Annotated in this window: 30 protein-coding genes; 17 read left to right on the forward strand and 13 right to left on the reverse strand. The window is 69.8% G+C overall.

Translation table 11 applies throughout. The features are described from left to right. The first annotated feature begins 12 nt into the window (after positions 1 to 12). Entirely contained in the window at positions 13 to 804 is a 792-nt protein-coding gene (locus tag ACIBW9_RS00340) for a PDZ domain-containing protein (RefSeq protein WP_398949687.1), read from the forward strand. 1 nt (position 805) lies between these two features. Here the strand turns inward: ACIBW9_RS00340 and ACIBW9_RS00345 are convergent, their stop codons facing one another. The 7 genes from ACIBW9_RS00345 to ACIBW9_RS00375 form a co-directional block, all read right to left on the reverse strand. Then, positions 806 to 1,243, reverse strand: a complete 438-nt coding sequence (locus ACIBW9_RS00345) for a type II toxin-antitoxin system VapC family toxin (RefSeq protein WP_398949689.1) — start codon at positions 1,241 to 1,243, stop codon at positions 806 to 808. Next, positions 1,240 to 1,482: a hypothetical protein gene (locus ACIBW9_RS00350; protein WP_398949691.1), complete on the reverse strand. Its 243-nt coding sequence runs from the start codon at positions 1,480 to 1,482 to the stop codon at positions 1,240 to 1,242. Before ACIBW9_RS00350 ends, ACIBW9_RS00345 begins: the two co-directional genes overlap by 4 nt. A gap of 65 nt (positions 1,483 to 1,547) precedes the next feature. Then, positions 1,548 to 2,510: a glycine betaine ABC transporter substrate-binding protein gene (locus tag ACIBW9_RS00355; protein ID WP_398949693.1), complete on the reverse strand. Its 963-nt coding sequence runs from the start codon at positions 2,508 to 2,510 to the stop codon at positions 1,548 to 1,550. After that, complete coding sequence (locus tag ACIBW9_RS00360) at positions 2,507 to 3,337, reverse strand: ABC transporter permease (protein ID WP_398949695.1); 831 nt, start codon at positions 3,335 to 3,337, stop codon at positions 2,507 to 2,509. The genes ACIBW9_RS00355 and ACIBW9_RS00360 overlap by 4 nt, the downstream gene beginning before the upstream one ends. Beyond that, positions 3,334 to 4,569 carry a betaine/proline/choline family ABC transporter ATP-binding protein gene (locus tag ACIBW9_RS00365; protein ID WP_398949697.1) on the reverse strand — a complete coding sequence of 412 codons (1,236 nt, stop codon included), beginning with the start codon at positions 4,567 to 4,569 and terminating at the stop codon, positions 3,334 to 3,336. Before ACIBW9_RS00365 ends, ACIBW9_RS00360 begins: the two co-directional genes overlap by 4 nt. Next, complete coding sequence (locus ACIBW9_RS00370; protein WP_398949699.1) at positions 4,562 to 5,209, reverse strand: ABC transporter permease; 648 nt, start codon at positions 5,207 to 5,209, stop codon at positions 4,562 to 4,564. The genes ACIBW9_RS00365 and ACIBW9_RS00370 overlap by 8 nt, the downstream gene beginning before the upstream one ends. 21 nt (positions 5,210 to 5,230) lie before the next feature. After that, positions 5,231 to 5,710 carry an Lrp/AsnC family transcriptional regulator gene (locus tag ACIBW9_RS00375; RefSeq protein ID WP_389071306.1) on the reverse strand — a complete coding sequence of 160 codons (480 nt, stop codon included), beginning with the start codon at positions 5,708 to 5,710 and terminating at the stop codon, positions 5,231 to 5,233. Positions 5,711 to 5,838: 128 nt separating this feature from the next. Here ACIBW9_RS00375 and hppD point away from each other — a divergent pair, with 128 nt between their 5' ends. Genes hppD through nthA form a run of 4 tightly spaced genes read left to right on the forward strand, consistent with a single transcriptional unit; the run spans position 5,839 to position 8,133 of the window. Continuing rightward, the gene (gene hppD / locus ACIBW9_RS00380; RefSeq protein WP_398949702.1) at positions 5,839 to 6,984 is read left to right on the forward strand and encodes a 4-hydroxyphenylpyruvate dioxygenase; all 1,146 of its coding nucleotides are present in this window, start codon (positions 5,839 to 5,841) and stop codon (positions 6,982 to 6,984) included. A 13-nt stretch (positions 6,985 to 6,997) separates the two neighbouring features. Beyond that, entirely contained in the window at positions 6,998 to 7,279 is a 282-nt protein-coding gene (locus ACIBW9_RS00385; RefSeq protein ID WP_398949704.1) for a hypothetical protein, read from the forward strand. After that, the gene (locus ACIBW9_RS00390; protein WP_398949705.1) at positions 7,272 to 7,562 is read left to right on the forward strand and encodes an SH3-like domain-containing protein; all 291 of its coding nucleotides are present in this window, start codon (positions 7,272 to 7,274) and stop codon (positions 7,560 to 7,562) included. Before ACIBW9_RS00385 ends, ACIBW9_RS00390 begins: the two co-directional genes overlap by 8 nt. Then, positions 7,552 to 8,133: a nitrile hydratase subunit alpha gene (gene nthA, locus ACIBW9_RS00395; protein ID WP_398949707.1), complete on the forward strand. Its 582-nt coding sequence runs from the start codon at positions 7,552 to 7,554 to the stop codon at positions 8,131 to 8,133. Before ACIBW9_RS00390 ends, nthA begins: the two co-directional genes overlap by 11 nt. A 196-nt stretch (positions 8,134 to 8,329) precedes the next feature. On the opposite strand, the gene ACIBW9_RS00400 is transcribed toward nthA, so the two are convergent. Next, a complete protein-coding gene (locus ACIBW9_RS00400; RefSeq protein ID WP_398949709.1) occupies positions 8,330 to 9,763 on the reverse strand; it encodes a tetratricopeptide repeat protein in 1,434 nt (477 codons plus the stop codon). 101 nt (positions 9,764 to 9,864) lie between these two features. On the opposite strand from ACIBW9_RS00400, the gene ACIBW9_RS00405 reads away from it, so the two are divergent. Next, positions 9,865 to 11,271, forward strand: a complete 1,407-nt coding sequence (locus ACIBW9_RS00405; RefSeq protein ID WP_398949710.1) for an FAD-binding oxidoreductase — start codon at positions 9,865 to 9,867, stop codon at positions 11,269 to 11,271. A 13-nt stretch (positions 11,272 to 11,284) separates the two neighbouring features. On the opposite strand, the gene ACIBW9_RS00410 is transcribed toward ACIBW9_RS00405, so the two are convergent. Beyond that, positions 11,285 to 11,698, reverse strand: a complete 414-nt coding sequence (locus tag ACIBW9_RS00410) for an SsgA family sporulation/cell division regulator (protein WP_351476044.1) — start codon at positions 11,696 to 11,698, stop codon at positions 11,285 to 11,287. A gap of 372 nt (positions 11,699 to 12,070) precedes the next feature. Here ACIBW9_RS00410 and ACIBW9_RS00415 point away from each other — a divergent pair, with 372 nt between their 5' ends. Then, entirely contained in the window at positions 12,071 to 13,519 is a 1,449-nt protein-coding gene (locus ACIBW9_RS00415) for an RDD family protein (RefSeq protein WP_398949713.1), read from the forward strand. An 89-nt stretch (positions 13,520 to 13,608) separates the two neighbouring features. Next, positions 13,609 to 14,211 (forward strand): RDD family protein, encoded by a 603-nt coding sequence (locus tag ACIBW9_RS00420; RefSeq protein ID WP_398949715.1) that lies wholly within the window; start codon positions 13,609 to 13,611, stop codon positions 14,209 to 14,211. Between the two features lie 9 nt (positions 14,212 to 14,220). Here the strand turns inward: ACIBW9_RS00420 and ACIBW9_RS00425 are convergent, their stop codons facing one another. Continuing rightward, positions 14,221 to 14,508, reverse strand: a complete 288-nt coding sequence (locus tag ACIBW9_RS00425; protein WP_398949717.1) for a hypothetical protein — start codon at positions 14,506 to 14,508, stop codon at positions 14,221 to 14,223. A gap of 333 nt (positions 14,509 to 14,841) precedes the next feature. On the opposite strand from ACIBW9_RS00425, the gene ACIBW9_RS00430 reads away from it, so the two are divergent. Both ACIBW9_RS00430 and ACIBW9_RS00435 read left to right on the forward strand, forming a co-directional pair. Continuing rightward, positions 14,842 to 17,193: an immune inhibitor A domain-containing protein gene (locus ACIBW9_RS00430; RefSeq protein WP_398949719.1), complete on the forward strand. Its 2,352-nt coding sequence runs from the start codon at positions 14,842 to 14,844 to the stop codon at positions 17,191 to 17,193. Positions 17,194 to 17,326: 133 nt separating this feature from the next. After that, a complete protein-coding gene (locus ACIBW9_RS00435; protein WP_398949721.1) occupies positions 17,327 to 17,671 on the forward strand; it encodes a hypothetical protein in 345 nt (114 codons plus the stop codon). Positions 17,672 to 17,773: 102 nt separating this feature from the next. On the opposite strand, the gene ACIBW9_RS00440 is transcribed toward ACIBW9_RS00435, so the two are convergent. Then, positions 17,774 to 18,364 carry an isochorismatase family protein gene (locus ACIBW9_RS00440; protein WP_398949723.1) on the reverse strand — a complete coding sequence of 197 codons (591 nt, stop codon included), beginning with the start codon at positions 18,362 to 18,364 and terminating at the stop codon, positions 17,774 to 17,776. A gap of 127 nt (positions 18,365 to 18,491) precedes the next feature. Next, positions 18,492 to 19,838 carry a nicotinate phosphoribosyltransferase gene (locus ACIBW9_RS00445; protein ID WP_398949725.1) on the reverse strand — a complete coding sequence of 449 codons (1,347 nt, stop codon included), beginning with the start codon at positions 19,836 to 19,838 and terminating at the stop codon, positions 18,492 to 18,494. Positions 19,839 to 19,977: 139 nt separating this feature from the next. Between ACIBW9_RS00445 and clpS the strand changes: the two genes are divergently transcribed. The 7 genes from clpS to ACIBW9_RS00480 all read left to right on the forward strand — a co-directional run bounded on the left by clpS (position 19,978) and on the right by ACIBW9_RS00480 (position 24,730). Further along, complete coding sequence (gene clpS, locus ACIBW9_RS00450) at positions 19,978 to 20,295, forward strand: ATP-dependent Clp protease adapter ClpS (RefSeq protein ID WP_030943626.1); 318 nt, start codon at positions 19,978 to 19,980, stop codon at positions 20,293 to 20,295. 12 nt (positions 20,296 to 20,307) lie between these two features. Beyond that, positions 20,308 to 20,910, forward strand: a complete 603-nt coding sequence (locus ACIBW9_RS00455) for a DUF2017 domain-containing protein (protein WP_398949727.1) — start codon at positions 20,308 to 20,310, stop codon at positions 20,908 to 20,910. Between the two features lie 342 nt (positions 20,911 to 21,252). Beyond that, the gene (locus tag ACIBW9_RS00460) at positions 21,253 to 22,686 is read left to right on the forward strand and encodes an amino acid permease (protein WP_398949729.1); all 1,434 of its coding nucleotides are present in this window, start codon (positions 21,253 to 21,255) and stop codon (positions 22,684 to 22,686) included. A 100-nt stretch (positions 22,687 to 22,786) separates the two neighbouring features. Next, entirely contained in the window at positions 22,787 to 23,209 is a 423-nt protein-coding gene (locus tag ACIBW9_RS00465) for a Mov34/MPN/PAD-1 family protein (protein ID WP_037710631.1), read from the forward strand. Between the two features lie 79 nt (positions 23,210 to 23,288). Further along, complete coding sequence (locus tag ACIBW9_RS00470) at positions 23,289 to 23,390, forward strand: putative leader peptide (protein WP_311736770.1); 102 nt, start codon at positions 23,289 to 23,291, stop codon at positions 23,388 to 23,390. Positions 23,391 to 23,495: 105 nt separating this feature from the next. Beyond that, the gene (locus tag ACIBW9_RS00475) at positions 23,496 to 23,774 is read left to right on the forward strand and encodes a MoaD/ThiS family protein (protein ID WP_115907918.1); all 279 of its coding nucleotides are present in this window, start codon (positions 23,496 to 23,498) and stop codon (positions 23,772 to 23,774) included. A 5-nt stretch (positions 23,775 to 23,779) separates the two neighbouring features. After that, positions 23,780 to 24,730, forward strand: coding sequence for a cysteine synthase (locus tag ACIBW9_RS00480; protein ID WP_115907919.1), 951 nt, complete (start codon positions 23,780 to 23,782; stop codon positions 24,728 to 24,730). Positions 24,731 to 24,772: 42 nt separating this feature from the next. On the opposite strand, the gene ACIBW9_RS00485 is transcribed toward ACIBW9_RS00480, so the two are convergent. Beyond that, the gene (locus tag ACIBW9_RS00485) at positions 24,773 to 25,225 is read right to left on the reverse strand and encodes a type II toxin-antitoxin system PemK/MazF family toxin (protein ID WP_344402861.1); all 453 of its coding nucleotides are present in this window, start codon (positions 25,223 to 25,225) and stop codon (positions 24,773 to 24,775) included. Positions 25,226 to 25,426: the final 201 nt, after the last annotated feature.

Consider the following 25,426-nt stretch of genomic DNA (forward strand, 5'->3'; position numbering starts at 1 on the left):
TAGATTGATCCCGTGCTCTCTCGCCTCACACGCCCCCAGGCCCTCGCCGTCTGCGCGCTGCCCGTCGTGGCGCTGATCGCCACCGCGGTCCTCGCGCCGCTGCCGTTCTCGCTGGCGCAGCCCGGGCTGACGGCGAACGTGCTCGGGGACAACAAGGGCACCCCGGTGATCACCATCTCGGGGGCGAAGACCCGGCAGACGAGCGGGCAGCTGCGGATGACGACGATCGAGGCGACCAACCCGGACGCGCATGTCTCGCTGAGCGATGTGATCAGTGCCTGGTTCGCCACGGACCGGGCCGTCATGCCGCACGACTCGGTGTATCCGAGCGGGCAGTCCACCAAGGAGATCGAGCAGCACAACAGCGCGCAGATGAAGCAGTCCCAGAACGCGGCGACCCGGGCCGCCCTGGACTATCTGCACCTCAGCGACAAGAAGGTCAAGGTCACGCTGAAGCTCGCCGACGTGGGCGGCCCCAGCGCCGGGCTGCTGTTCACCCTCGGCATCATCGACAAGCTGGACGGGAACGGCAGCGGCGGCGACCTCACGGCCGGGCGCACCATCGCCGGTACGGGGACCATCGACGGCGACGGGACGGTCGGCGCCGTGGGAGGCGTGGCCCTCAAGACGCAGGCCGCGCGCCGGGACGGCGCGACCGTCTTCCTCGTCCCGAAGGCCGAGTGCTCCGACGCCAAGTCCGAACTGCCCAAGGGCCTGCGGCTGATCCCGGTGACCACGTTGAGGGGTGCGGTGAACGCACTGGTGGCGCTGGAGACGGGCAAGGGGTCCGTCCCCAGCTGCTGATTCAGTCGGTGTCCTCCAGGGGGTGCCGCCAGCGGAGGCCGGGGAAGCGGGCGAAACCGCGGTCGACCGAGTACAGCGTGGCCCCGTGCTCTATGGCGAGGGCGGCGAAGTAGGCATCCGGTACGAGGCTCCCGCGAGCCCCGGCCTTGAGGCACAGGCGCTCGAAGATCTCCCGGTGCCGGGGCCCTTCCTGGACCGGCGTGGCGACCGGTGCGCTGCGCACGTCCCGGAGGAACTCCAACGCTCGCTCCGGCTCGCTCGGCGGCTGGTAGATCCGCTGGTGGGTGACGATGCGCAGGAAGCCGCTGTCGATCACACCGTTGTACCCGACGGGTTCGTCGCCCCGCAGCCGCTCGATGAGCCATGCGTGGTAGCGGTCGTGGTCCTTGGCGTCCTCGCGGAACGCGTACACGAGGACGTTCACATCGCAGATGATCATTCGAGGCCGTCCATGAGGTCGCGCACGGACGCGTTGTCGTCGAGATTGACGCCGGGGCGCACCCCTCTGCCGCCGGGATCAGTGGTGAGCTTGACGATGTTCTGCGCCGCCGCCACATCCCGCGCGAACGACGCCCGCAGCGCGTCCTCTATCACCGCACTGACCGTGACGCGTCTGCGCGCCGCCCGCAGTTTGGCTTCCTGGATCAGGTCCTCGGAGAGGTCGACTGTTGTCCTCATGCATACGAGCGTAAGGCGACTGCATCATGATGCGCCAGGATGAATCGATGATGCGCACGGTTGACCTACTTCACGAAACCCTCCGCCTTCATCCACCCCAGCGCCACCTGATGCGGATCCTCCCCGTCCACATCCACCTTGGCGTTCAGCGTCCGCGCCACCGTGTTGTTCAGCCTCTTCGTCACCGGGTCCAGGACCTCGGCGATCGCCGGCCACTTCTTCAGGGTCTTGGTGTTGATCTCCGGCGCCACGTTGTAGTTGGGGAAGAACTTCCTGTCGTCCGCCGTCACCGCCAGGTTCATGGACTTGATGCGGCCGTCGGTGGTGAACACCTCGCCGTAGGTGCAGCTCCCCTTCTGCACCTGGGTGTAGATGATCCCGGTGTCCATCTGGGTGACGTTCTTCGCGGGCACGCTCATCCCGTACGCCTTCTCCATGCCCGGCAGCCCGTCCGTCCGGTTGGCGAACTCGCTCTCCACACACAGGGTCACCGCGCCCGGGTTCTTCTTCGCCAGCGCGGCCACGTCGGACAGCGTCCTGGTGCCGTACTTCTTGAAGTTCGCCTGGTTCATCGCCAGCGCGTAGGTGTTGTTGAGGGACGAGGGCGGCAGCCAGGTCAGGCCGTGCTCGAGGTCCGCGTCGTGCACCGCCTGCCACTGCTTGTGCGGGTCGGGGATCGGCTCGCTGTTGCCCTGGTACGTGATCCAGGCGGTGCCCGTGTACTCGTACATGGCGTCCACGTCGCCGGTCCTGACCGCCTCGCGTGCGCCGATCGAGCCCTGGACGCCGGTGCGGTCCAGGACATCCGCCCCGGCAGCCTGGAAGGCGATGCCCATCATCGCGCCGAGAATGAGCTGCTCGGTGAACGACTTGGACGTGACGGTCAGATGGGCGCCGTCGAGCGGCCTGCCGTGTCCGACGGAGCCGGGCTGCACGGCGTCGACCATGGGGGAGCCGCTCTGCAGCCCGCACCCTGACGCGGTCACCAGGACGGGGATCAGCAGCAGACAGGTGGACCGCCGACTCATGTCCCCACCTCCAGCCCCCGTGGTCGCAGCAGGAGTTCCGCCAGTGACGCCAGCCAGTCCACCAGCAGTGCCAGGACGACCGTGAGGATCGAGCCCAGCACCAGCACCGGCATCCGCTGGTTGGTGATGCCGGTCGTGATCAGCACGCCCAGGCCGCCGCCCCCGCCGAAGGTCGCCAGGGTCGCCGTGCCGACGTTCAGGACCAGTGCCGTACGGACGCCCGCGAGGATCAGCGGTACGGCCAGCGGGAGTTCGACCCTGGCCAGCACCCCGAGAGGGGACATACCGATGCCGCGGGCCGCCTCGAGGAGCGTCGGGTCGTTGGCCTTCAGGCCGGCGATCGTGTTGGAGAGGACCGGGAGCACGGCGTAGATGATGATGCCGATCAGGGCCGCCTTCGTGCCGGTGCCCAGCCAGATCACCAGCAGGGCCAGCAGGCCGATCGCTGGGGTCGCCTGCCCCATGTTGGCGATCGCCATCGCCACCGGGGTGCCTCTGCGGAACGCCCTGCGGGTGAGCAGCACGCCCAGCGGGATCGCGATGATCAGCACGAAGAAGGTGGAGATCACGGTGAGCTCGACGTGCTGCCACAGGGCCTTGGAGACCTGGCCGCCCGAGAGCGCGTTCTCGGAGATCGAGTCGAGGTCGGCCTGCCGGAACCACAGCCAGGTCGCGAGCAGGACGGCGACGAGCACGGCGGGCAGGAAGGTCAGCTTCTGCCAGGTGATGCGGGGCTTCGGGGGACTCGGCGGGGGCGGTGGGGTCTCGCCCTCCTGCGCAGGCTCCTCCTCTTCCAGCCCGGGTTCCTCCAGTTCGGGGGTGGTCATGCCTTGGTCACCCCTCCCGGGCCCTCCTGCTCGGCGTGTGTCTGGGCGGCCCGCAGCTCCTCCAGCTCGTGCCGGGCCTCCAGCGCCTCCAGCCGGTCCGCCTCCATCAGCTCGTGCACGGAGTTCATGAGCGTCTCCACGTCGACGACACCCTCGTACTCGCCGCGCCGCCCGGTGACCGCGACCCGCCCCGCGTTGTCGGTGAGGACCGCCTCCAGGGCGTCCCGGAGCGTGGCGTCCCTGGTCACCGTGTCGTTCACCAGCGTGCCCGCCCGGGCCAGCGAGCCCCGCGCCCGCATGAGGTCGCCGCGCCTGAGCCATTTGTAGGGGCGGCCGCGCTTGTCGAGCAGCAGGATCTCGTTGGTGCCGCTGCCGCGGAGCCGGTTGAAGATCTCCTGGAGCGGGTCGTCGAGGGTGACGGTCGGGTAGTCGGTGATCTCGACGTCCCGCACGCGGGTGAGGTTCAGCCGCTTCAGGGCGGCTCCCGCGCCCACGAAACCGGACACGAAGTCGTCCGCCGGGTTGGTGAGGATCGCCTCCGGGGTGTCGAACTGCGCGATGTGGGAGCGTTCGCGCAGCACGGCGATGCGGTCGCCGAGCTTGATCGCCTCGTCGAAGTCGTGCGTCACGAACACGATCGTCTTGTGCAGTTCGTGCTGCAGCCTGATCAGCTCGTCCTGGAGATGGTCGCGGGTGATCGGGTCGACCGCGCCGAACGGCTCGTCCATCAGCAGGACCGGCGGATCGGCCGCCAACGCCCGAGCCACACCCACGCGTTGCTGCTGCCCGCCCGACAGCTGCCGCGGATAGCGGGCGCGGAACTCGACCGGGTCGAGACCGACGAGGTCGAGCAGCTCTTCCACCCGGGAGCGGATCCGCACCTTGGGCCAGCCGATCATCTTCGGTACGAGGGCGATGTTCTGGGCGACCGTCATGTGCGGGAAGAGCCCCGCCGACTGGATCGCATAGCCCACCCTGCGGCGCAGCTTGACCGGATCAATGTCGGTCACGTCCTCACCGTTGATCCGGATGCGACCCCCGGTCGGCTCGATCAACCTGTTGATCATCTTGAGTGTGGTCGACTTACCGCATCCGGACGGGCCGACGAAGACGACGAGCTCGCCCGCCTTGATCTCCATGTTGACGTTGTCGACAGCGGGGCTGGGGTTGCCCGGATACCGCTTGGAGAGGTGCTCCAGCTCGATCGTCGCCCCATGGGTGGCCTCAGGCACGGATCCCCCTGGGGATGGTCAGCCGTCCGATCAGGACGTACGCGGCGTCGAACAACAACGCGAGGACGATGATCCCGATGGTGCCCGCGAGGACCTGGTTGAGCGCGTTCTTGCTGCCCAGCGAGCCGATGCCACGGAAGATCTCGTTGCCGAGGCCCGGCCCGGAGGCGTAGGCGGCGATCGCGGCGATGCCCATCAGCATCTGCGTCGAGACCCGGATCCCGGTCAGGATCGGCGGCCAGGCCAGCGGCAGCTCGACCCGGACCAGCCGCATCAGCCGGGACATCCCGATGCCCCGCGCCGCGTCCACCAGCGACGGGTCGACCCCGCGCAGGCCCACGATCGAGTTCCGCACGATCGGCAGCAGCCCGTACAGCGTCAGCGCGATCACCGTGGGCGGCACGCCCAGCCCCACGATGGGGATGAGCAGACCGATCATGGCGAGCGAGGGAATGGTCAGGATGGTCGACGTGGACGTGGTCGCGAGGCTGCCGGCCCAGGTGCTGCGGTAGGTGACGATCCCGATCAGCACGCCGATCACGGTCGCCACGACCATGCACTGGAAGACGGCACTGGCGTGCTGGTAGGCGTCGGTGAGCAGCTGCTGGTGCCGGTTGCCCACGTACTCCCAGAAGCTCACCCGCTCACCCCCGGCCGTCGGCTAGGTCCTCTCGACGTCCTGGGCCGCCTGTTCCACCAGCGGGATGATCCGCAGCGGAACCGGGTTCTCCATCACGATCGCGGTGGCGGCCCGGACAATGCCATCAAAACCGACGACCAGGTCGATGACCCGCTGGAGATCGGCGTTGGAGCGGGCCACCAGCCGGCACAACATGTCCCCGCTGCCGGTGGTGGTGTGCAGCTCGAGCACCTCGGGCACGGTCGCCAAGTGCGCCCGGACGTCGGCCCCTTGGCCCTGCCGGATCTGCAGGGTGGCGAAGGCGGTGACGGGATACCCGAGGGCCGCCGGGTCCACCTGCGGTCCGAACCCGCGGATGACGCCATTCGACTGAAGCCGGTCCAACCGCGCCTGCACCGTCCCGCGCGCCACCCCGAGCCGCCGGGACATCTCGAGGACCCCGATCCGCGGCTCCCGCGCCAGCAGCACGATGATCCGGCCGTCCAGACGGTCGATCGCCACAGACGCCTCCCTGGTGTGGTGGTCATCCTGTACAGAAACCCGGGGGATCCCTGCCGCTGACTGAACATATTGCCCAGCAGAAAAAGAAACTATTGCGCACCTTGCCGTACGGGGATGAGGCTGCCGCTATGACGCAGACCACACACCACACTCCCGACACCGCCCGGCAGGCCGACCCCTTCCCGGTCAAGGGAATGGACGCGGTCGTCTTCGCCGTGGGCAACGCCAAGCAGGCGGCGCACTACTACTCCACCGCCTTCGGCATGAAGCTGGTCGCGTACTCCGGACCGGAGAACGGCAGCCGCGAGACCGCGAGCTACGTCCTGGAGAACGGCTCCGCCCGCTTCGTCCTCACCTCCGTCATCAAGCCCGCCACCACCTGGGGCCACTTCCTCGCCCGGCACGTTGCCGAGCACGGCGACGGCGTGATCGACCTGTCCATCGAGGTCCCGGACGCCCGCCGCGCCTACGCCTACGCGATCGAGCACGGTGCGAAGAGCGTCGCCGAGCCGTACGAGCTGAAGGACGAGCACGGCACGGTCGTCCTCGCCGCGATCGCCACCTACGGCGAGACCCGCCACACCCTCGTCGACCGCTCCGGCTACGACGGCCCCTACCTCCCCGGCTTCGTCGCCGCCGCCCCCATGGTCGAACCGCCCGCCCAGCGCACCTTCCAGGCCATCGACCACTGCGTGGGCAACGTCGAGCTCGGCCACATGGACGAGTGGGTCGGCTTCTACAACAAGGTCATGGGCTTCACGAACATGAAGGAGTTCGTGGGGGACGACATCGCCACCGAGTACAGCGCGCTGATGTCGAAGGTCGTCGCCGACGGCACCCTCAAGGTGAAGTTCCCGATCAACGAGCCCGCCATCGCCAAGAAGAAGTCCCAGATCGACGAGTACCTGGAGTTCTACGGCGGCGCGGGCGTCCAGCACATCGCGCTCAACACGAACGACATCGTGCAGACGGTCCGCACCATGCGCGCCGCCGGTGTGGAGTTCCTGAACACCCCGGACTCGTACTACGACACCCTCGGCGAGTGGGTCGGCGACACCCGGGTGCCGATCGACACGCTGCGCGAGCTGAAGATCCTCGCCGACCGCGACGAGGACGGCTATCTGCTGCAGATCTTCACCAAGCCGGTCCAGGACCGTCCGACCGTCTTCTTCGAGCTCATCGAACGGCACGGCTCGATGGGCTTCGGCAAGGGCAACTTCAAGGCCCTGTTCGAGGCGATCGAGCGGGAGCAGGAGAAGCGCGGCAACCTCTGAGTAGTCTGGCCGCATGGCCAGGATCAACGACGTGGGCGGCACCCAGGGGTTCGGTCCGATCGACACCACCGACGACTCCGAACCCTTCCACGCCGACTGGGAGGCGCGGGTCGTCGGGCTGTTCAACACCCTGCGCAAGCAAGGGCTGTTCAACACCAACGAGTTCCGTGACGCGATCGAGTCGATGCCGCCGGGGGAGTATCTGGCGGCCTCGTACTACGAGCGCTGGTTCACGGCGATCGTCGCCCTGCTGGAGCGCAAGGGCGTGATCGAGGCGGGTGAGCTGGATGGCTGAGGGCCGCTTCGCCCCGGGCGCCCGCGTCCGCACCTTCCTCCACGACCCGCCCCACCACACCCGGCTGCCCCGCTACGCGCGCGGCAAGCGGGGCGTGATCGTCGAGCCCGAGGGCCCGGACGAACTCCCCGACATCAGCGCGCGGGGCCGCGGGGACGCGCCCGTCGAACAGATCTACGCGGTCCGCTTCGAGGCCCGCGACCTGTGGGGCGAGGGCGACCACCAGGTCGTACTGGACCTGTGGGAAAGCTATCTGGAAGAGGACCGTGACGATGAGCGGTGACCACGCCGACGCGACCATCGCGCGCCGGGTGCGGCGCCTTGAGACCCTGCTGGAGGAACGGGGTGTCCTCACGGGCGAGTTGATCGACGAGGCGATCGACGCGTTCCTCGCCGAGTCGTCGCCGGCGAACGGCGCGCGGGTCGTCGCCCGCGCCTGGACCGACGCCGACTACCGGGCGCGGCTGCTGGCGGACGGCACCGCGGCGGTCCGCGAACTCGGCTTCATGGAGGGCTCGTACCAGCGGCTGAGGGTCGTCGAGAACACGGACACCACCCACAACGTCATCGTCTGCACCCTCTGCTCCTGCTACCCGCTGCGTCTGCTCGGCCCGTCCCCGAGCTGGTACAAGTCCGAGGCCTACCGCTCCCGCGTGGTGCGCGAACCCCGCGCCGTCCTGGCCGAGTTCGGCCTGGAACTGCCCGCCGACACGGAGATCACGGTGTGGGACTCCAGCGCGGAGACCCGCTACATGGTCCTCCCGCGCCGCCCCGAGGGCACGGACACCCTCGACGAGGCCCAGCTCGCGGCCCTGGTCACCCGCAACGCACTGATCGGAACAGCGGCCGTCTGACGAGCCGGTGGTCCTGGAGGCCCGAGCGGCCCTGGCGAAGCAGGCTGCGGTCCGGCAGCGCCCTCAAGGGGCGCGGGCTGTATTGATGTGCGGCTCCGCCGCGTGGGCGCGACCAGCCACGACGTGCCTGCAGACGATCGACGGCCGATCCGCCGCCTCGCTGCGGAGCCGCAACTCGGCACAGCCCGCAGAGCGCTTACTCGTCCTCGGCGCTCGGGCTCCCCGTCGGCACCGGCTCGTCCGGCGGCTCGCCCAGCGCCCCCAGCGCCTGCTTCGCCAGCGGTACCCGGAGCGGCGAGAAGTACGGGTTGATCCGCAAGGCCTCCTGCAGATGCCGCCGCGCGGGCCAGACCAGGTCCAGCTCCTGCTCGATCATGCCCCGGTGGTACGCGTACAGCGCACTGCGCACAGCGCCCCCGTGCGCCTTGTCCGTCGCCGCCATGGCGAACCTCAGCGCCCCCTTGTCGTCCCCGGCCATGTGCAGCGCCCACCCCAGCGCGTCCGCCACCTCGGTCCCCGGCTGCCGACGCCACTCGGCGCGCAGCAGCCGCACGGCCGTCCGCGCGTCCCCGTGGTCCGCCTCGAACACACCGCGCACCAGGTCGTCGTCCACACCGCCCGCCACCTCGTCCCGCACCCGGGCGCCCAGCACGTCGTACTCCGCGCGGGCGGCATCCGCCATCCCCAGCGACTCGTACAACTCGCCCAGCTCCAGGGCGTACTGGGGGCAGGGCTGCTTGTCGAGCGCCACCCGGTACGCGTTCAGCGCCTCCGTCGTGCGGCCCAGTGCCGCCAGCGTCCTGCCCTGCCCGGCCTGCGCGGCCCGCTGGTCGGGGTCGAGCCGAACCGCCGCCTGGAAGTGCCGGAGCGCCTCCTCCAGGTCCCCGCGCTCGAAGGCCAACTGCCCGGACCGCTCCAGCCATGCCGCCTGCTCGACCGGTGTGCCCGCGGCCGCCGCCGCGTCCGACAGGGCGGCCGCGGCGTCCTCCCGCCAGCCCCGGTCGCGGTAGAGGGCCGCGGCCCGCGCCCGCACGGCGGCCGCCCCCGGGTGCAGCTCCAGCAGCCGGTCCAGTGTCTTCTTGGCCGCCTTGTAGTCGCCGAGGCCGGTGTGGGCGTCGATCAGCAGTGGATACGTCGTCCACCGCTTCGGCGCGAGCTTCAGCGCCGCCACGCCCCAGGTCCGCGCCGACCGGAAGTCCCGGCGCGCGTCCGCCAGTGCCGCCATGCCCGCCCGCGCCGCCGCGTTCCCCTGCTCCCGGACCTTCAGCGAGGTCCGCAGCGCCCGCTCGGCCCGTGGATAGTTCGACGCGTCCGCCGTGCGCCGCCCCTGCTCGACATAGGCCGTCCCGAGCACCGCCCACGATTGCGCGTCCTTGGGGTGCGCCCGCACCCGGGCCTCGCGCCCCGCGATCAGCATGGCCAGGTCCGGCAGCGCGGCCGGCACCCCGGAGGTCACCGCCGTCAGCGCCTGCGCGCCCGGCGCCGGCGCGGGCGCCACCGGGCGGGGCACGGCCGGCCGCTCCCAGGGCCACAGCGCCAGCGCCCCGCCGAGCACCGCACACCCGGCGACGGCGGCGATCAGCACCCGCCGGACCGCACGCGGGCGGCGGCCCTCCGCTTGCTTCTCCATGGCGATCACTGTGCGTCATCGCCGTCCATACGACGAGCACATCCCGGCGTGCGTCCGGTGCCGTGGACGGGGTTCACACCGATGGCCCCGGGTGCGACGCTGTGATCATGAGCCGTATCGAAGCGCCTCGCGACGAAGCGACCGGCAACCTCGTCGACCGTCTGCTGGGCGGTCTGCCCGCCGAGGCCGTCCTGACCGACCCGGACGTCACGGCCTCCTACGCCAACGACATGGCCAGCTTCTGCCCGGCCGGCACCCCCGCGGTGGTCGTGCTGCCCCGCACGGTCGAAGAGGTCCAGCACGTCATGCGCATCGCCACCGAACTGCGCGTCCCGGTCGTCCCGCAGGGCGCCCGCACGGGCCTGTCGGGCGGCGCCAACGCCTCCGACGGCTGCATCGTGCTGTCCCTGACCAAGATGGACCGCATCCTGGAGATCAACCCCGTCGACCGCGTCGCCGTGGTCGAACCGGGCGTCATCAACGCGACCCTGTCCCGCGCGGTCGGCGAACACGGCCTGTACTACCCGCCGGACCCGTCCAGCTGGGAGATGTGCACGATCGGCGGCAACATCGGTACGGCCTCGGGCGGTCTGTGCTGTGTGAAGTACGGGGTCACGGCCGAGTACGTGCTCGGCCTGGAGGTGGTGCTGGCCGACGGGCGGCTCATGTCCACCGGCCGCCGCACGGCCAAGGGCGTCGCCGGCTACGACCTGACCCGGCTCTTCGTCGGCTCCGAGGGCTCGCTCGGCATCGTCGTCAAGGCGATCCTGGCCCTCAGGCCGCAGCCGCCGCAGCAGCTCGTGCTGGCGGCCGAGTTCGCGTCCGGCGCCGCCGCCTGCGACGCGGTGTGCAAGATCATGGCGGGTGGCCACGTACCGTCGCTGCTGGAGCTGATGGACCGTACGACGGTGAAGGCGGTCAACGACCTCGCGCACATGGGCCTCCCGGAGACCACCGAGGCCCTGCTCCTCGCGGCCTTCGACACCCCGGACCCCGCCGCCGACCTCGCCGCCCTCGGCGCGCTGTGCGAGGCGGCGGGCGCCACCCAGGTCGTCCCGGCCGACGACTTCGCCGAGTCCGAACTCCTCCTCCAGGCGCGGCGGTTGTCACTCACCGCGCTGGAAGCCGTCAGCGGTACGACGATGATCGACGACGTGTGCGTGCCCCGGTCCAGGCTCGGCGACATGCTCGAAGGCACCGAGCGGATCGCCGAGAAATACCAGCTCACCATCGGGGTCGTCGCGCACGCCGGCGACGGCAACACCCATCCGACGGTCTGCTTCGACGCCACCGACCCCGACGAGTCCCGGCGCGCCCGCGAGTCCTTCGACGAGATCATGGCGCTCGGGCTCGAACTCGGCGGCACGATCACCGGCGAGCACGGCGTGGGCGTCCTGAAGAAGGAGTGGCTGGCGCGCGAGATCGGCCCGGTGGGGGTGGAGATGCAGCGGGCGGTCAAGCAGGTCTTCGACCCGCTGGGCATCCTGAACCCGGGCAAGCTCTTCTGACAGCCGGACTGCGTCACTGGGCGAGCAGCTGGTCGAGCGCGGCGTCGATCCCCAGCTGCTCGCCCTCAGTCCCCGGGGGCACCACCCGCAGCGTCCGCTCCAGCCAGGCCGACACCTGAGCGGCCGGCGCCTCAAGGAGGGCGTCACCGTCGGGTGAACTCAGCGCCATCAGAACGACGCTGCGGCCCTCCGACTTGGTCGGCCACACCCGCACGTCGCCGTGCCCACAGGCCCGGAAGACGCCCTCCACCAGGAGGTCGCGGGAGAACGTCCAGTACACGGGGTTCTCGGAGTTGATGTGGAAGGTGACATGGACGGCGTACGGGTCGTCGGTGCGGTAGCCCAGCCGGGCCGGCACCGGAATGCTCCGCTCCGGCGACAGGATCAGTCTGAGCTCCAGCTCGCGTTCCACCACGGTGTAGTGCATGTCGTGCGGTTCCTCTCTCGGGCAGGTGTACGGGGCCCTGCGGGTGGGCCCGTACACGTGGAGAGAGGAGAGGGGCGCGAGCATTACGCGGGTTCGGAGAATTTTTTTCCGGACCTGTGAGGACGGTGCACGGCGTTGCCGGCTGTGCTTTCCCGGTGGCTGTGACATCAGCGGCTTCGCCGCGGGCCCCCGGACCCCCAGCCGAAAGATTCGTGGCGGCCCCCGAGCGCATCGGGTCCGACTCGTGTGAAGTACATGTACGAGGTTGCCCGGAAAGGGGTGGGACTGGCGGGACTGTCGGTGGGGGTTGCGCCCGTCTGATAGATGTGGAGGCCCCCATATTCACCCCCGAGCAGATACGGGACGACGGACATGAGCGCCCCAACCCCGGCACCCGGTGACAACAGGCCCCGCGAAGGGTATTACCCGGACCCGTCCATTCCCGGATATGTCCGGTACTGGAACGGTGCGTCCTGGGTTCCGGGCACCAGCCGTCCGGCCCCGACGGACGGCGAGTCGCTCGCCCCGCCGCCCGGCAGCGACCCGGCTCCGGTCGAGGAGACGGGACCGCACTTCTTCGACGAGGACCCCGTGCCGCAGTCGGCCCCGGCCCAGCACGGCAGCCGTCCCGAACCCGCGGCGGCCTGGGGCGCCGACAGCTCCCGGCAGTCCGGCTTCGGCGGCGACCAGGACCGCCGGGTGTCCTGGGGCAACCCGCAGTCCGCTGACCCGCGCCTCGCCGACGGCGCCCCCGCCCAGCCGGACGGCCAGGCGTCCCGCACCGACGGCACGGCGACGATCCCGCCCGCGAACCCGGAAGCGGACGCCCCGGCCTCCGGTGGCACCTTCGTCTTCCGCAGGCCGACGGCCCCGACCGGCGAGAAGGAGCACCCGGCAGCGGCCGGCCACGGCATCCCCGGCCCCGGTGGTCCCACGGCCGACGAGGGCACCATGACGTTCCGTGCGCTGTCCCAGCGCACGGGCAGGCAGGGCGGGGCGCAGAACGGCAGCACGGGGGCGCCCGGTTTCGGCGCGGGCAAGGCGGCCGCCGACCGCGCCGCAGCGGCGCAGCCGCAGCCCGCCCCCTCGGGCCCCCAGCAGGCCACCCCGGTGATCCCGCCGCAGGGCGGCGGCGCCCGGCCCGCAGCGGCCGCCCAGCCCCCCGCCGCGTCGGCGCCCGCCCCCGTCGCCACCCCCATGACCAGCGGGCCCGGCGGCGGCCAGCACTCCTGGGCGCAGCAGGTCCACCGGCTCGCGGGCGCCGACGAGGACCAGCCCGTGGCCCCCTGGAAGCCGCCGGTCGAGGACATCTTCCAGGCGGCCGCCATGCGCCAGGCGGCGGCCCGCCCCGCCGGTCTCGGCAAGCGGCTGGCCGCCCGGCTGCTGGACACCGTCGTCCTCGCAGGCGTCACGGCGGTGGCCGCCGTACCGCTCGGCGCCAAGGCGGTCGACCACGTCAACCAGAAGATCGACGAGGCCAGGCTCTCCGGCCAGACGGTGACCGTCTGGCTGCTGGACGGCACGACCTCGGTGTACCTGGGCATCGTCCTGGCCGTACTGCTCGGCTTCGGCGTCCTGTACGAGGTGCTGCCCACCGCCAAGTGGGGCCGCACCCTCGGCAAGAAACTGCTGGGCCTGGAGGTGCGGGACATCGAGGCGCACGAGCCGCCGACCTTCGGCGGGGCGCTGCGCCGCTGGCTCGCGTACAGCGTGCCCGGTCTGCTCGGCGTCGGGGTCGTGGGCGTCCTGTGGTGCCTGTTCGACCGTCCGTGGCACCAGTGCTGGCACGACAAGGCCGCGGGTACGTTCGTCGCGGGCTGACCGCATACGACGTATGCACCAGGTGATTCGGTACTCCGGACGGCCGTTCGCCGGATGCGGAGGCGGGAGGTTCGCGGTCCACTCGGGCCATGAGCAGCGAACCGCCCCCCGGATCCGGCGGACCGCCGGAGGACGACCCGTTCAGGAAGTCACCGTACGACGCCCCCGGCGGCGGCGGGCAACCCCCGCCGTACGGCGGTGACCCCTACGGCGGCGGCCAGTACCCCACCGACCCCCTCGCCGGTATGCCCCCGCTCGCCGACAGCGGCAGACGCACGCTCGCCCGGATCATCGACCTGATCCTCGTGGGCATCGTCGTCTGGCTGCTCACCTGGGCCTTCAACGTCCACGAGTACGACGTGAACGGCAACAACCTCTCCTACACCAAGTCCTTCGCGCAGTCGCTGATCGCCGCCGTGCTCTACATCGGCTACGACACGTATCTGATCAGCAGGACGGGACAGACGCTCGGCAAGAAGTGGCTGAGCATGCGCGTCGCCAACCTCGACAACGGCTCCACGCCCTCCGTACAGACCTCACTGACCCGCGCGGCGGTGCTGTGGATCCCGTTCGCGTTCTGCTGCGCGTGCATCTGGACCGCGATCGCGGGCGGCTGGAGCTACTTCGACCGCCCGTACAAACAGGGCCTGCACGACAAGGCCGCCAAGACCGTGGTGGTCAGCACCCATTGAGGCGGCAGGTCAGGACGCGGCGCGCTCGTGCACGGGCTCGGAGGCCGCTGCGGCGACCGTGGCCGGTACGGGGACCTCCTGCTCCGCCTCCACGGTCGCGGGCTGCCGGACCGCGACCACCTTCGGCCTGGGCAGTGGGACCGTCATGGCGACCAGAAGCCCGAGGGCGAGTGCCGCGCAGGCGATGACCGCGATCCCCACGCCCGAACTCGTCTGCGACAGCAGCAGCATGGCGAGCGTCGAGAAGATCACGGTGCACGAACCGTAGACGAGCTGGGCGGGCGTCGGACGAGGCATGGCAATCGTGTCCTCGGAAGTGGGGGTACACGGGGGAGTCGGCCTGGGTTTCTGCCGATTTCCGGGCAGTCCGCCAACCGACTCTAATCGCGTGCATGCCCGAGTGGAACGAACGGTAAGCGTGACCTAACCAACAGTGCCGGTGCACAGGGGGCGCACGGAGTCATGGCGTCCATCAAGTGGACGTTCGAACGCGCCGGTCAGGGTGTCCGCAAAGCGAACTTCAACTCCGCATAGTGTAATTGTTGTGTCCAAGTCAAGGTCTGTTTTTTCTTACCGACCTCTAGTCAAATTGCGTCACTTGACTTGCCACCTTGACCAAGAGGAACTCAAGTGACCCCAAAACCCTGGACGTTCAGAGCAACCGCGGTCGGCGTCGCGCTCGCGGCGGCCACCGCCACGTTCTCGACGTTCGCCATGGCCCAGGCCGCCGACCCGGCCGCGACGGCCACCCGTGACCGCCATGACCCGGCGGCGGTCAGGAGCATGGAGCAGGACGACCTCGACGGACCGCTCTCCAGGACCCGGGACGCCCAGCGCCAGGAGGCCCTGAGCCAGGTCATATCGGGGCAGGCCCAGGTCAAGGACCGGGGCGGTTCCCAGGTCGTCCAGCTGAAGGGCAGGAAGGGCGACCGCAAGTACGTGGAGCTGGGCCGGGAGAAGACCGACAAGATCTTCACGATCCTGGTCGAGTTCGGCGACCGAATAGACAGCACGTACGGCGGCACGGCGGGCCCCGCGCACAACCGGATAGCCCAGCCCGACCGGGCGAAGGACAACTCGACCGCCTGGCAGGCGGACTACGACCGGCAGCACTTCCAGGACCTCTACTTCGGCACCGGCACCGACTCCATGAAGTCCTTCTACGAGAAGCAGTCCTCGGGCCGCTACTCGGTGGACGGCGAGGTCGCCGACTGGGTCAAGGTCCCCTACAACGAAGCCCGTTACGGCAACAACGCCTGTGGCTCCACCAACTGCCCGAGCGTGTGGAACGTCGTCAGCGACGGCGTGAACGCGTGGGTCGCCCAGCAGAAGGCGGCCGGCAAGTCCGACGCCGACATCAAGACGGACCTGGCGAAGTTCGACCAGTGGGACCGCTACGACTACGACGGCGACGGCAACTTCAACGAGCCCGACGGCTACATCGACCACTTCCAGATCGTGCACGCCGGCGAGGACGAGTCCGCGGGCGGCGGCGCCCAGGGCAAGGACGCGATCTGGGCGCACCGCTGGTACGCGTTCGGCAGCGACACCGGTGTCACCGGCCCCGCGGGCAACAAGCTGGGCGGTGCGCAGATAGGCGACACCGGCATCTGGGTCGGCGACTACACCATCCAGCCGGAGAACGGCGGACTCGGCGTCTTCGCCCACGAGTACGGCCACGACCTGGGCCTGCCCGACCACTACGACACCACCAACGCCGGGGAGAACTCGACCGGTTTCTGGACGCTGATGTCCAACGGGTCCTGGCTCGGCCGCGGCGAGGACACCATCGGTGATCTGCCGGGCAACTTCAACGCCTGGGACAAGCTGCAGCTGGGCTGGCTGAACTACGACACGGCGAAGGCCGCGACGAGGTCGAAGCACAAGCTGGGTGTCGCCGAGTACAACACCAAGAACAAGCAGGCGCTCGTGGTCTCGCTGCCCGACAAGGCGGTCACCACCGACGTGGTCACCCCGGCACAGGGCGCGTCCCAGTGGTGGAGCGGCAGCGGCAACGACCTCAAGAACACCCTGACCCGGACGGTCGACCTCACCGGCAGGACCAAGGCCACCCTCACCCTCGACGGCTACTACGACATCGAGGCGGGCTTCGACTACCTCTACACCGAGGTGTCGACCGACGGCGGCGCCAACTGGACCCCGCTCGACGGCACGGTGGACGGCCAGGCCATCCCGCGCGACGGCAGCGGCAAGCCGGCGCTGACGGGCACGGTCGACGGCTACAGGAAGCTGTCGTACCCGCTGGACGCCTACGCGGGCCACAAGATCGGCCTGCGCTTCCGCTACCAGACCGACGGCGGTGTGGCGCAGAAGGGCTTCGCGGCCGACGAGATCACGGTGACCGCGGACGGCTCGGCGCTGTTCAGTGACAACGCCGAGAGCGCGGACCCGGGTTGGACGGCCACCGGCTTCTCCCGCATCGGCGCGTCCTTCACCAAGGACTACAAGCAGTACTACATCGCCGAGAACCGCCAGTACGTGTCGTACGACAGGACCCTGAAGGTCGGCCCGTACAACTTCGGCTTCTCGACGACCCGTCCGGACTGGGTGGAGCACTACCCGTACCAGAACGGCCTGTTGATCTGGAAGTGGGACACCTCGCAGCAGGACAACAACACCAGCCAGCACCCCGGTGTCGGCCTGGTCCTGCCCGTCGACTCGCACCCGACGGCGCTGAAGTGGTCCGACGGCACGCTGATGCGCAGCCGTATCCAGTCCTACGACTCGCCGTTCAGCCTGTACCGCACGGACGGCATCACGCTGCACAACGCGGACGTGGTAACGAAGCTCCCGTCCTCGAAGGGCGTGCCGGTCTTCGACGATCACGCGAGCACGTACTACGACGAAGCGACCCCCTTCGCCGGTGTCAAGATCACTGACACCAACACCAAGATCAGGATCGTCAAGGAGGCCAAGGACGGCTCGACGATCAAGATCGAGGTCGGGCCCGCGGTGAAGTAGTCGACATTTCCGCAGGTCAGAAGCGTATCGGCGGTGACCCCCTGGCGGGTCGCCGCCGATCGTGTTTAGGTGCGTCCTGTGCTTCCCTTATTGACACCGGTAACGACATCGACTCGCACGGGGGTGTGACTGCATGGCCGCAGGAGGTTTCTGCAAGCTGCCGACAGGCAGCGTGGTGGTGGCGCTGAACCTGCCCAGCCCCACCGCCGACGGCACGGGCTGCATACGCTTCCTCGTGCACGCACAGAACCGGGCGCGCGCCCTGACCAGGCTGCGCAACCTGGGCATGCGGGCGGTCTACCTGCGCGGCAACGCCGCCCCGCCGACCCCCGACGAGATCACCGCGGTCCTGCACCACCCCGACGGCCTCATATGGCGCACGGCACCCGACAACGGTGTCGTTCCGGGATCGGAACTCCCCCAGGAGCTGTGGCACCCGGTCAGGGCCCTGCTGAGGCGCCCGACGGCTCCGGCATGACCTGACGGCTTCGGTAGCGCCCCGTAAGGGGCGCGGGGAACGGCGCGACCAGCCACAACGGACCTGCAGGCGCCTGACGGCCTATCGCGGCACAGCGAGGCGTCAGGCAACCACGGGTTTCCCGGACAACTCCACACCCGCCGAGCGCAGCTCTTCGAGGGCCCGCTCGGTGGTGTCCTCGGCGACCCCCGCGGTCAGATCGAGCAGCACCTGGGTGCGAAACCCCTCCTTCGCGGCATCCAGCGCGGTGGCGCGCACGCAGTGGTCGGTGGCGATCCCGACGACGTCGACCTCGTCGACCTGACGGGCGCGCAGCCAGTCCGCGAGCTTCACGCCGTGCTCGTCGGCCCCCTCGAACCCGCTGTACGCCGCCGCGTACGCCCCCTTGTCGAAGACGGCGTCGATCGCGCCGGAGGCGACGGCGGGTGCGAAGTTCGGGTGGAAGCCGACGCCCTCGGTGCCCGCCACGCAGTGCGCGGGCCAGGAGTGCCGGAAGTCGGGGTTGTCGGCGAAGTGGCCGCCGGGTGCGATGTGGTGGTCGCGGGTGGCCACCACGTGCCGGTAGCCGGAGCCGCCCGCCTGCCCGATCAGCTCGGTGATGGCGGCGGCCACATCGGCACCGCCGGCCACGGCGAGGCTGCCCCCCTCGCAGAAGTCGTTCTGCACGTCAACGACGATCAAGGCGCGGCGCATGGTGGGTGTCCTTCTCGACGATGGGGTCGGGGGAGGGGCGCGGGCCCGGCCATGGAACTTCCGAGCGTATTGAGTTCCCGCCCGGTAGGGGAGGGGGCGTCACGGGGCGTATCCGGCGGCACCTGCTTTAGCTACCCGAGCGCCCGTGGACGTACTCCGTCGGAATGACCGGTTCCCCGCGCGAGAGCTGGGTCGCGGACAGCGGCAGACCGGCGCGCGCGGCCGTGTGCCGGTCGCGTACGACGTCCAGCGGCTCGCGCGCCACCACGTCGCCGCCCTTGACCAGCTCGACCAGCAGTTGCCGGTCCGCCAGCTCGGCCGGGACGGTGCCGGTGCCGACGACCTCGGCCTCCGCGACGCCGTCCGCGTCCAGGCGACGCGCGGCCCACTTGCGGCCGCCGATGGACGTCTTGCCGCCGCTGGACTTCTTCGCCACCGGCACCAGCGGCGCCTTCGGGTCGTCGGACTCGGCGCGGGCCACCAGCTTGTAGACCATCGAGGCCGTCGGGTGCCCGGACCCGGTCACCAGCTGCGTCCCGACGCCGTACGCGTCCACGGGCGCCGCGGCCAGCGAGGCGATGGCGTACTCGTCGAGGTCCGAGGTCACGATGATCTTCGTGGCCGTCGCGCCCAGCTCGTCCAGCTGCTGCCGCACCCGGTGCGCGACCAGCAGCAGGTCGCCGGAGTCGATGCGCACGGCACCCAGTTCGGGCCCGGCGATCTCGACGGCCGTGCGGACGGCCTCGGCGACGTCGTAGGTGTCCACGAGCAGGGTGGTGCCCCGGCCGAGCGAGTTCACCTGGGCCTGGAAGGCGTCCCGCTCCCGGTCGTGCAGCAGGGTGAAGGCGTGCGCGGAGGTCCCGACGGTCGGGATGTTGTAGCGGAAGCCGGCCGCGAGGTCCGAGGTGGAGGCGAAGCCGCCCACGTACGCGGCGCGGGAGGCGGCGACGGCGGCGAGCTCGTGGGTGCGCCGGGCGCCCATCTCGATCAGCGGACGGTGCCCGGCGGCCGAGGACATCCGGGAGGCGGCCGCGGCGATCGCGGAGTCGTGGTTGAGGATGGAGAGGATCACCGTCTCCAGCAGCACGCACTCGGCGAACGACCCCTCGACCCGCATGATCGGCGAGCCAGGGAAGTACACCTCGCCCTCCGGATAGCCCCACACGTCACCTGAGAAGCGGTAGGAGGCCAGCCACTCGAGGGTCGCCTCGTCGACGATGTTCCGCTCGCGCAGGAAGCCCAGGACGTCCGCGTCGAAACGGAAGTTCTCCACGGCGTCCAGGACCCGCCCGGTGCCGGCCACCACGCCGTAGCGCCGCCCCTCGGGCAGCCGCCGGGTGAAGACCTCGAAGACGCTTCGCCGTTCGGCGGTGCCGGCCTTGAGGGCGGCCTGCAGCATCGTGAGCTCGTACTGGTCCGTGAAGAGCGCCGTCGAGGGAACGTCCACCGGCAGCCCAAGGTCCGCTACGTCCACCACAGCTCTCCTAGCTATGACTCTTCGGGTGCCCCCAGGTCGGCCGGGGGTTCGGGGGTTGTCCCCCGATGTGTGCAGCATGGCAAGAGATGGTACACCCCTTTGTGTCAGTGTGACGATTTGTGGGGCCCGTGGCAGCATGGGCTGTGTGACGTCACCCGCTCCCCTTGAGATCGAACGGACCGAATCTGCGGAAGAGGTCTTCGCCGTACCCGAGCCGGACGTCCCCTGGGTCACGATCGTCCACAACGACCCGGTCAACCTCATGAGCTATGTGACGTACGTCTTCCAGACGTACTTCGGCTACACCAAGGACAAGGCCACCAAGCTCATGCTCGATGTCCACCACAAGGGCCGGGCGGTCGTCTCCAGCGGCACTCGCGAGGAGATGGAACGCGACGTGCAGGCCATGCACGGCTACGGACTGTGGGCCACCCTCCAGCAGGACCGGAAGTAGCGACTCAACCTGATGCCAGGAACCTTCGAACCGCTCCCCGGCGGCGGCGCGGCCGTCGCGCTCGACGACGTCGAGATCTCCATCATCCGGTCGCTGGCCGTCCAGCTCCTGGAGCTCGTCGGTCCCGGCCCCGGCGAGGACGCCCCCGACGACCCGCTGGCCGAGCTCTTCGCCGAGGGCCCCAGCGAGCCCCCGAAGGACCCCGTGCTCCGGCGGCTCTTCCCGGACGCCTACAGCGATCCGGAGGGCACCCCGGGGCCCGAGGAGGCGGAGGAGCAGCGGGCGTACTCCGCCGAGTTCCGCCGCTACACGGAGAACGACCTGCGCGCCGGCAAGCGTGAGAGCGCCCTGGCCGTCATCCGCTCCCTGGACGCGCTCACACCGGCCGGTGACGGCGGGGCGATCCTCAAGCTGTCCGTCGAGGAGTCCCGGCAGTGGCTCGGCGCCCTGAACGACCTGCGCCTGGCGATCGGCTCCCGGCTCGAGATCACCGACGAGGACGACACCGACCTCCTCTACCGCCTCCCGGACGAGGACCCGCGCAAGCCGATGGTGATGGCGTACCTGTGGCTGGGCGGTCTCCAGGAGACGCTCGTATCGACCCTTATGCCCTGATCCGAGGCGTTCGGCGTTCGCTCAGAGGACGCTCAAATCCGGATAACGATCACATCACCGCTGCGGCCAGATGTGCCCGTCTTGTGTCCCCTATGCCCCCTTTTTCTTGTGGGATGCGCCACATGTCACGCCGGTGATCAACATTGCGGCCGTGATAAATCTTCACGACCGCCCGGCGAACACCACCCATGTTCGGCCGGGTGCGCCACCGAGCCGGCGGATCGCCGGCCAGGCACGGGCGGGTCCGCAAAACCCGCCCAGCTCCATCATCCGGGGGGATCGAGACCCGATCCGGGGCCGACGAGAGGCCCGGGGTCGGAATGGAGAAAGGCGCACCACCACATGACCTCCGCTCAGGTCGGTACGGACAACGCCCCCGACGGGGCCGAAGAGGGGTACGAGCGCGGGCTCGGCAGCCGTCAGGTCCAGATGATCGCGATCGGCGGCGCCATCGGCGTCGGCCTCTTCCTGGGTGCCGGGGCGAACATCGCCAAGGCCGGCCCCAGCCTCATCTTCATGTACGCCCTCGCGGGCGTGATCATCTTCTTCATCATGCGGGCGCTCGGCGAGCTGCTCCTCTACCGCCCGGTCTCGGGCTCCTTCGCGGAGTACTCCCGCGAGTTCCTCGGCCCGTTCTTCGGCTACTTCACGGCCTGGACGTACTGGCTGATGTGGGTCGTGACCGGCATGGCCGAGCTGACGGCCGCCGCGATCTACGTCCACTACTGGTTCCCGCACATCCCGCAGTGGACGACCGCCCTGGTCTTCCTGGTGATCCTGTTCGGGGTCAACCTGATCTCCGTGAAGCTCTTCGGCGAGCTGGAGTTCTGGTTCTCGATGGTCAAGGTCACCGCGCTGATCGGCATGATCGTGATCGGGCTCGGCGTCCTCACCTTCGGCTTCAGCGCCGCCGGTGACACCGCCTCGGTCGCCAACCTCTGGCAGTTCGACGGCTTCTTCCCCAAGGGCGTCGGCTCGTCCCTGATGACCCTGCAGGGCGTCATGTTCGCCTACCTCGCCGTCGAGCTGGTCGGTGTCACGGCCGGCGAGTCCGAGAACCCGGAGAAGACCCTCCCCAAGGCGATCAACACCCTGCCCTGGCGCATCGCGCTCTTCTACGTCGGCGCGCTCACCGTCATCCTCTGCGTGGTCAAGTGGACCGAGTTCGCCGAGGGGGTCAGCCCCTTCGTGAAGGCGTTCGCGCTGATCGGCATCCCGGCCGGCGCCGGCATCGTCAACTTCGTCGTCCTGACCGCGGCCCTGTCCTCCTGCAACTCGGGCATGTACTCCACGGGCCGCATGCTGCGCACGCTGGCCGACAACGGCGAGGCCCCGCGCGCCTTCGCCAGGCTGTCGGCCTCCAAGACGCCCGCCCTCGGCATCACGGTCTCCGTCGCCTTCATGGGCATCGGCGTGGTCCTCAACTACATCGTCCCGGAGAAGGCGTTCGGCTATGTCACCTCGGTGGCCACCGCGGCCGGCATCTGGACCTGGCTGATGATCCTGATCAGCCATGTCCTCTACCGCCGCGCGGTCGTCGCGGGCCGGCTGCCCGCCTCGTCCTTCCCGGCGCCGGGCGGCGCGGTGTGCTCGTACGTCGCCATCGTGTTCCTGCTCTTCGTCACCGGTCTGATCGCCTACGACGCCGACTCCCGCGTCTGCCTCTACGTGATGGCCGGCTGGGCGGTCGTCCTCGGCATCGGCTGGGCGATCCTCAAGGCGAGCAACCCCGAGGTCACGCATCGGCGCGAGCCCGAGCTGGAGAAGGTCGGCTGACCCGGCTCCCTGTTCGGCATCCGGGCCGTCCCGTACCACCCATCGGTACGGGACGGCCCATCTGCTTGTCCTGGTGGTCCCCCTGCTTATCCTGACGAGCATGCTGACCATCACCCAGGCCCTCGTCGACCAGATCGTCGCGCACGCGCGCAAGGACCACCCCGACGAGGCGTGCGGCGTCGTCGCGGGCCCGGCCGGTTCGGACCGCCCCGAGCGGTTCATCCCGATGCTGAACGCGGCCATGTCGCCCACGTTCTACGAGTTCGACTCCGGCGACCTGCTCAAGCTCTACCGCGAGATGGACGACCGCGACGAGGAGCCGGTGGTCATCTACCACTCCCACACCGCGACCGAGGCCTACCCCTCCCGCACCGACATCTCCTACGCCAACGAGCCCGGCGCCCACTACGTCCTGGTCTCCACCGCGGACACCGACGGCCTCGGCGACTTCCAGTTCCGCTCGTACCGGATCGTGGAGGGCGAGGTCACGGAGGAGGAGGTCACGGTCGTGGAGGCCTACTGATCTCGCGGTTCGGTCGGAATTCGTCCAGTATTCGAGATCACACTCCGGGACCGGCTCCGGGAATCGATACGATGACCCCATGGTTTTCCACGACGTGAGCGACAAGACGCCGGGCATGCTGCTCGTGGCGCGGCTGCACGTCGACCTGTGCAGGCTGCAGAGCGCCATCTGTACGCGCTGATCCCTGCCGCCGTACGGCCGTGAGCCGCGGCGCCTTGTGCACCACAAGCTCCACTGCGCTGCCGCGCGCCCACCGACTGACTACTCCCGACAGGAGCCCTGAGCCATGGCCATCGAGGTCCGCATCCCCACCATCCTTCGCACCTACACCGCCGGCGAGAAGGCGGTGGAGGGCAACGGGGACACCCTCGCCGAGCTCTTCGCCGACCTCGAGACCAGGCATGCGGGCATCCAGGCCCGCATCGTGGACAACGGCGAGCTGCGCCGCTTCGTCAACGTCTATCTGAACGACGAGGACGTCCGCTTCCTCGAGGGCATCAACACCAAGGTCGCCGACGGCGACAACGTCACGATCCTGCCGGCCGTGGCCGGCGGCATGGCCTGATCCGTATGCGCTACGACTCCCCGCTGGCCGCGGTGGGCAACACCCCCCTGGTGCGCCTGCCGCGGTTGTCGCCGTCCGAGGACGTCCGCATCTGGGCCAAGCTGGAGGACCGCAACCCCACCGGCTCGGTCAAGGACCGCCCGGCCCTGCACATGATCGAACAGGCGGAGAAGGACGGCCGTCTGACCCCGGGCTGCACCATCCTGGAGCCGACGAGCGGCAACACCGGCATCTCGCTCGCCATGGCCGCGAAGCTCAAGGGCTACCGCATGGTGTGCGTGATGCCCGAGAACACCTCGCAGGAGCGCCGCGACCTGCTCGGCATGTGGGGCGCGGAGATCATCTCCTCCCCGGCGGCGGGCGGCTCCAACACCGCGGTGCGGGTGGCCAAGGAACTCTCGGCCGAGCACCCGGACTGGGTGATGCTCTACCAGTACGGCAACCCGGACAACGCGGGCGCCCACTACGCGACGACCGGCCCCGAGATCCTCGCCGACCTCCCCTCGGTCACCCACTTCGTGGCGGGCCTCGGGACGACGGGGACGCTGATGGGTGTCGGCCGCTTCCTGCGCGAGAACAAGCCGGACGTGAAGATCGTCGCTGCCGAACCGCGCTACGACGACCTGGTGTACGGGCTCAGGAACCTCGACGAGGGCTTCGTGCCGGAGCTCTACGACGCCTCCGTGCTGACGACCCGCTTCTCCGTCGGCTCGGCGGACGCCGTCACCCGCACCCGTGAACTCCTCCAGCAGGAGGGCATCTTCGCGGGCGTCTCCACCGGCGCGGCCCTGCACGCGGCGATCGGCGTCGGCAACAAGGCCCTCAAGGCCGGCGAGAGCGCGGACATCGTGTTCGTCGTGGCCGACGGCGGCTGGAAGTACCTGTCGACGGGCGTCTACACGGCGGCCACGACGGAGGAAGCCATCGAGACGCTGCAGGGTCAGCTCTGGGCCTAGTCCTCTAGGCCTTCGTGAGCCCCCCGGCTCATGGCGCAGGACTCATGTAGCCAGGTGTCGGACCTGGTCCCACAGGACCGGGTCCACCACACCCACCCGCCGACGGAACTCCCACACCGGCACCTCGCGCAGCTCGTCCGTCTCCAGGAAGCTCGCGCGCCCCTGCGCATCACCGACGGCCCCCGGCGGCAACGGGATCACCCCGGCCCGCTCGTCGTGGTACTTGCTGGTGATCTTCGCGACGACCGCCCGCTCCCCGTGCACCACCAGCACCAGACAGGGCCGGTCCTTGTTGCCCGGCCGGTCCTCGTACGGAACGTTCGCCCACCAGATCTCCGCGGGTCTGGGCCGCCCGCCACCCCGCACGCCCGGCCGGCCCGGCGGCCGCGTCCGGCGCCCCGAGGGCCGCCGCCCCCGCCCCCAGCCGTCGACGAGCGTGGCGACCAGCGCGAGCAGTATCACCGCCGCGAGCGCGAGCCACCATGACGTGTCCATACGAAGACGTTACCGGCGCACGATCAGCGCCGCGCGCCCTCTGTGCAACCCGTGCTCGCCCTCTCACGCCTCACCCGCCCCGCTTCCAGCCGAACCGGTGACACCACAGGTGAGTTCGCCCACAACAGCCCCTGCCTGAGGAGCGACCGGACGTTTTGCGCCTTACGCTCGACGGACCGCACGACCCCCGTTCTCCTTCCC

It is taken from the genome of Streptomyces sp. NPDC049541, assembly GCF_044465725.1.
Classification (GTDB): Bacteria; Actinomycetota; Actinomycetes; order Streptomycetales; family Streptomycetaceae; genus Streptomyces.

Bases quoted from the DNA above. Each gene is read 5' to 3' on its own strand.
- ACIBW9_RS00345 (WP_398949689.1), bottom strand. From the start codon at position 1,243: ATGATCATCTGCGATGTGAACGTCCTCGTGTACGCGTTCCGCGAGGAC.
- ACIBW9_RS00480 (WP_115907919.1), top strand. From the start codon at position 23,780: ATGCGCTACGACTCCCCGCTGGCCGCGGTGGGCAACACCCCCCTGGTG.
- ACIBW9_RS00435 (WP_398949721.1), top strand. From the start codon at position 17,327: ATGGCCGCAGGAGGTTTCTGCAAGCTGCCGACAGGCAGCGTGGTGGTG.
- ACIBW9_RS00475 (WP_115907918.1), top strand. From the start codon at position 23,496: ATGGCCATCGAGGTCCGCATCCCCACCATCCTTCGCACCTACACCGCC.
- ACIBW9_RS00455 (WP_398949727.1), top strand. From the start codon at position 20,308: ATGCCAGGAACCTTCGAACCGCTCCCCGGCGGCGGCGCGGCCGTCGCG.
- ACIBW9_RS00385 (WP_398949704.1), top strand. From the start codon at position 6,998: ATGGCCAGGATCAACGACGTGGGCGGCACCCAGGGGTTCGGTCCGATC.
- ACIBW9_RS00425 (WP_398949717.1), bottom strand. From the start codon at position 14,508: ATGCCTCGTCCGACGCCCGCCCAGCTCGTCTACGGTTCGTGCACCGTG.
- hppD (WP_398949702.1), top strand. From the start codon at position 5,839: ATGACGCAGACCACACACCACACTCCCGACACCGCCCGGCAGGCCGAC.
- ACIBW9_RS00470 (WP_311736770.1), top strand. From the start codon at position 23,289: ATGGTTTTCCACGACGTGAGCGACAAGACGCCGGGCATGCTGCTCGTG.
- ACIBW9_RS00355 (WP_398949693.1), bottom strand. From the start codon at position 2,510: ATGAGTCGGCGGTCCACCTGTCTGCTGCTGATCCCCGTCCTGGTGACC.
- ACIBW9_RS00420 (WP_398949715.1), top strand. From the start codon at position 13,609: ATGAGCAGCGAACCGCCCCCCGGATCCGGCGGACCGCCGGAGGACGAC.
- ACIBW9_RS00415 (WP_398949713.1), top strand. From the start codon at position 12,071: ATGAGCGCCCCAACCCCGGCACCCGGTGACAACAGGCCCCGCGAAGGG.
- ACIBW9_RS00485 (WP_344402861.1), bottom strand. From the start codon at position 25,225: ATGGACACGTCATGGTGGCTCGCGCTCGCGGCGGTGATACTGCTCGCG.
- nthA (WP_398949707.1), top strand. From the start codon at position 7,552: ATGAGCGGTGACCACGCCGACGCGACCATCGCGCGCCGGGTGCGGCGC.
- ACIBW9_RS00465 (WP_037710631.1), top strand. From the start codon at position 22,787: ATGCTGACCATCACCCAGGCCCTCGTCGACCAGATCGTCGCGCACGCG.
- ACIBW9_RS00440 (WP_398949723.1), bottom strand. From the start codon at position 18,364: ATGCGCCGCGCCTTGATCGTCGTTGACGTGCAGAACGACTTCTGCGAG.
- ACIBW9_RS00390 (WP_398949705.1), top strand. From the start codon at position 7,272: ATGGCTGAGGGCCGCTTCGCCCCGGGCGCCCGCGTCCGCACCTTCCTC.
- ACIBW9_RS00410 (WP_351476044.1), bottom strand. From the start codon at position 11,698: ATGCACTACACCGTGGTGGAACGCGAGCTGGAGCTCAGACTGATCCTG.
- ACIBW9_RS00350 (WP_398949691.1), bottom strand. From the start codon at position 1,482: ATGAGGACAACAGTCGACCTCTCCGAGGACCTGATCCAGGAAGCCAAA.
- ACIBW9_RS00400 (WP_398949709.1), bottom strand. From the start codon at position 9,763: ATGGAGAAGCAAGCGGAGGGCCGCCGCCCGCGTGCGGTCCGGCGGGTG.
- clpS (WP_030943626.1), top strand. From the start codon at position 19,978: ATGGGCTGTGTGACGTCACCCGCTCCCCTTGAGATCGAACGGACCGAA.
- ACIBW9_RS00460 (WP_398949729.1), top strand. From the start codon at position 21,253: ATGACCTCCGCTCAGGTCGGTACGGACAACGCCCCCGACGGGGCCGAA.
- ACIBW9_RS00360 (WP_398949695.1), bottom strand. From the start codon at position 3,337: ATGACCACCCCCGAACTGGAGGAACCCGGGCTGGAAGAGGAGGAGCCT.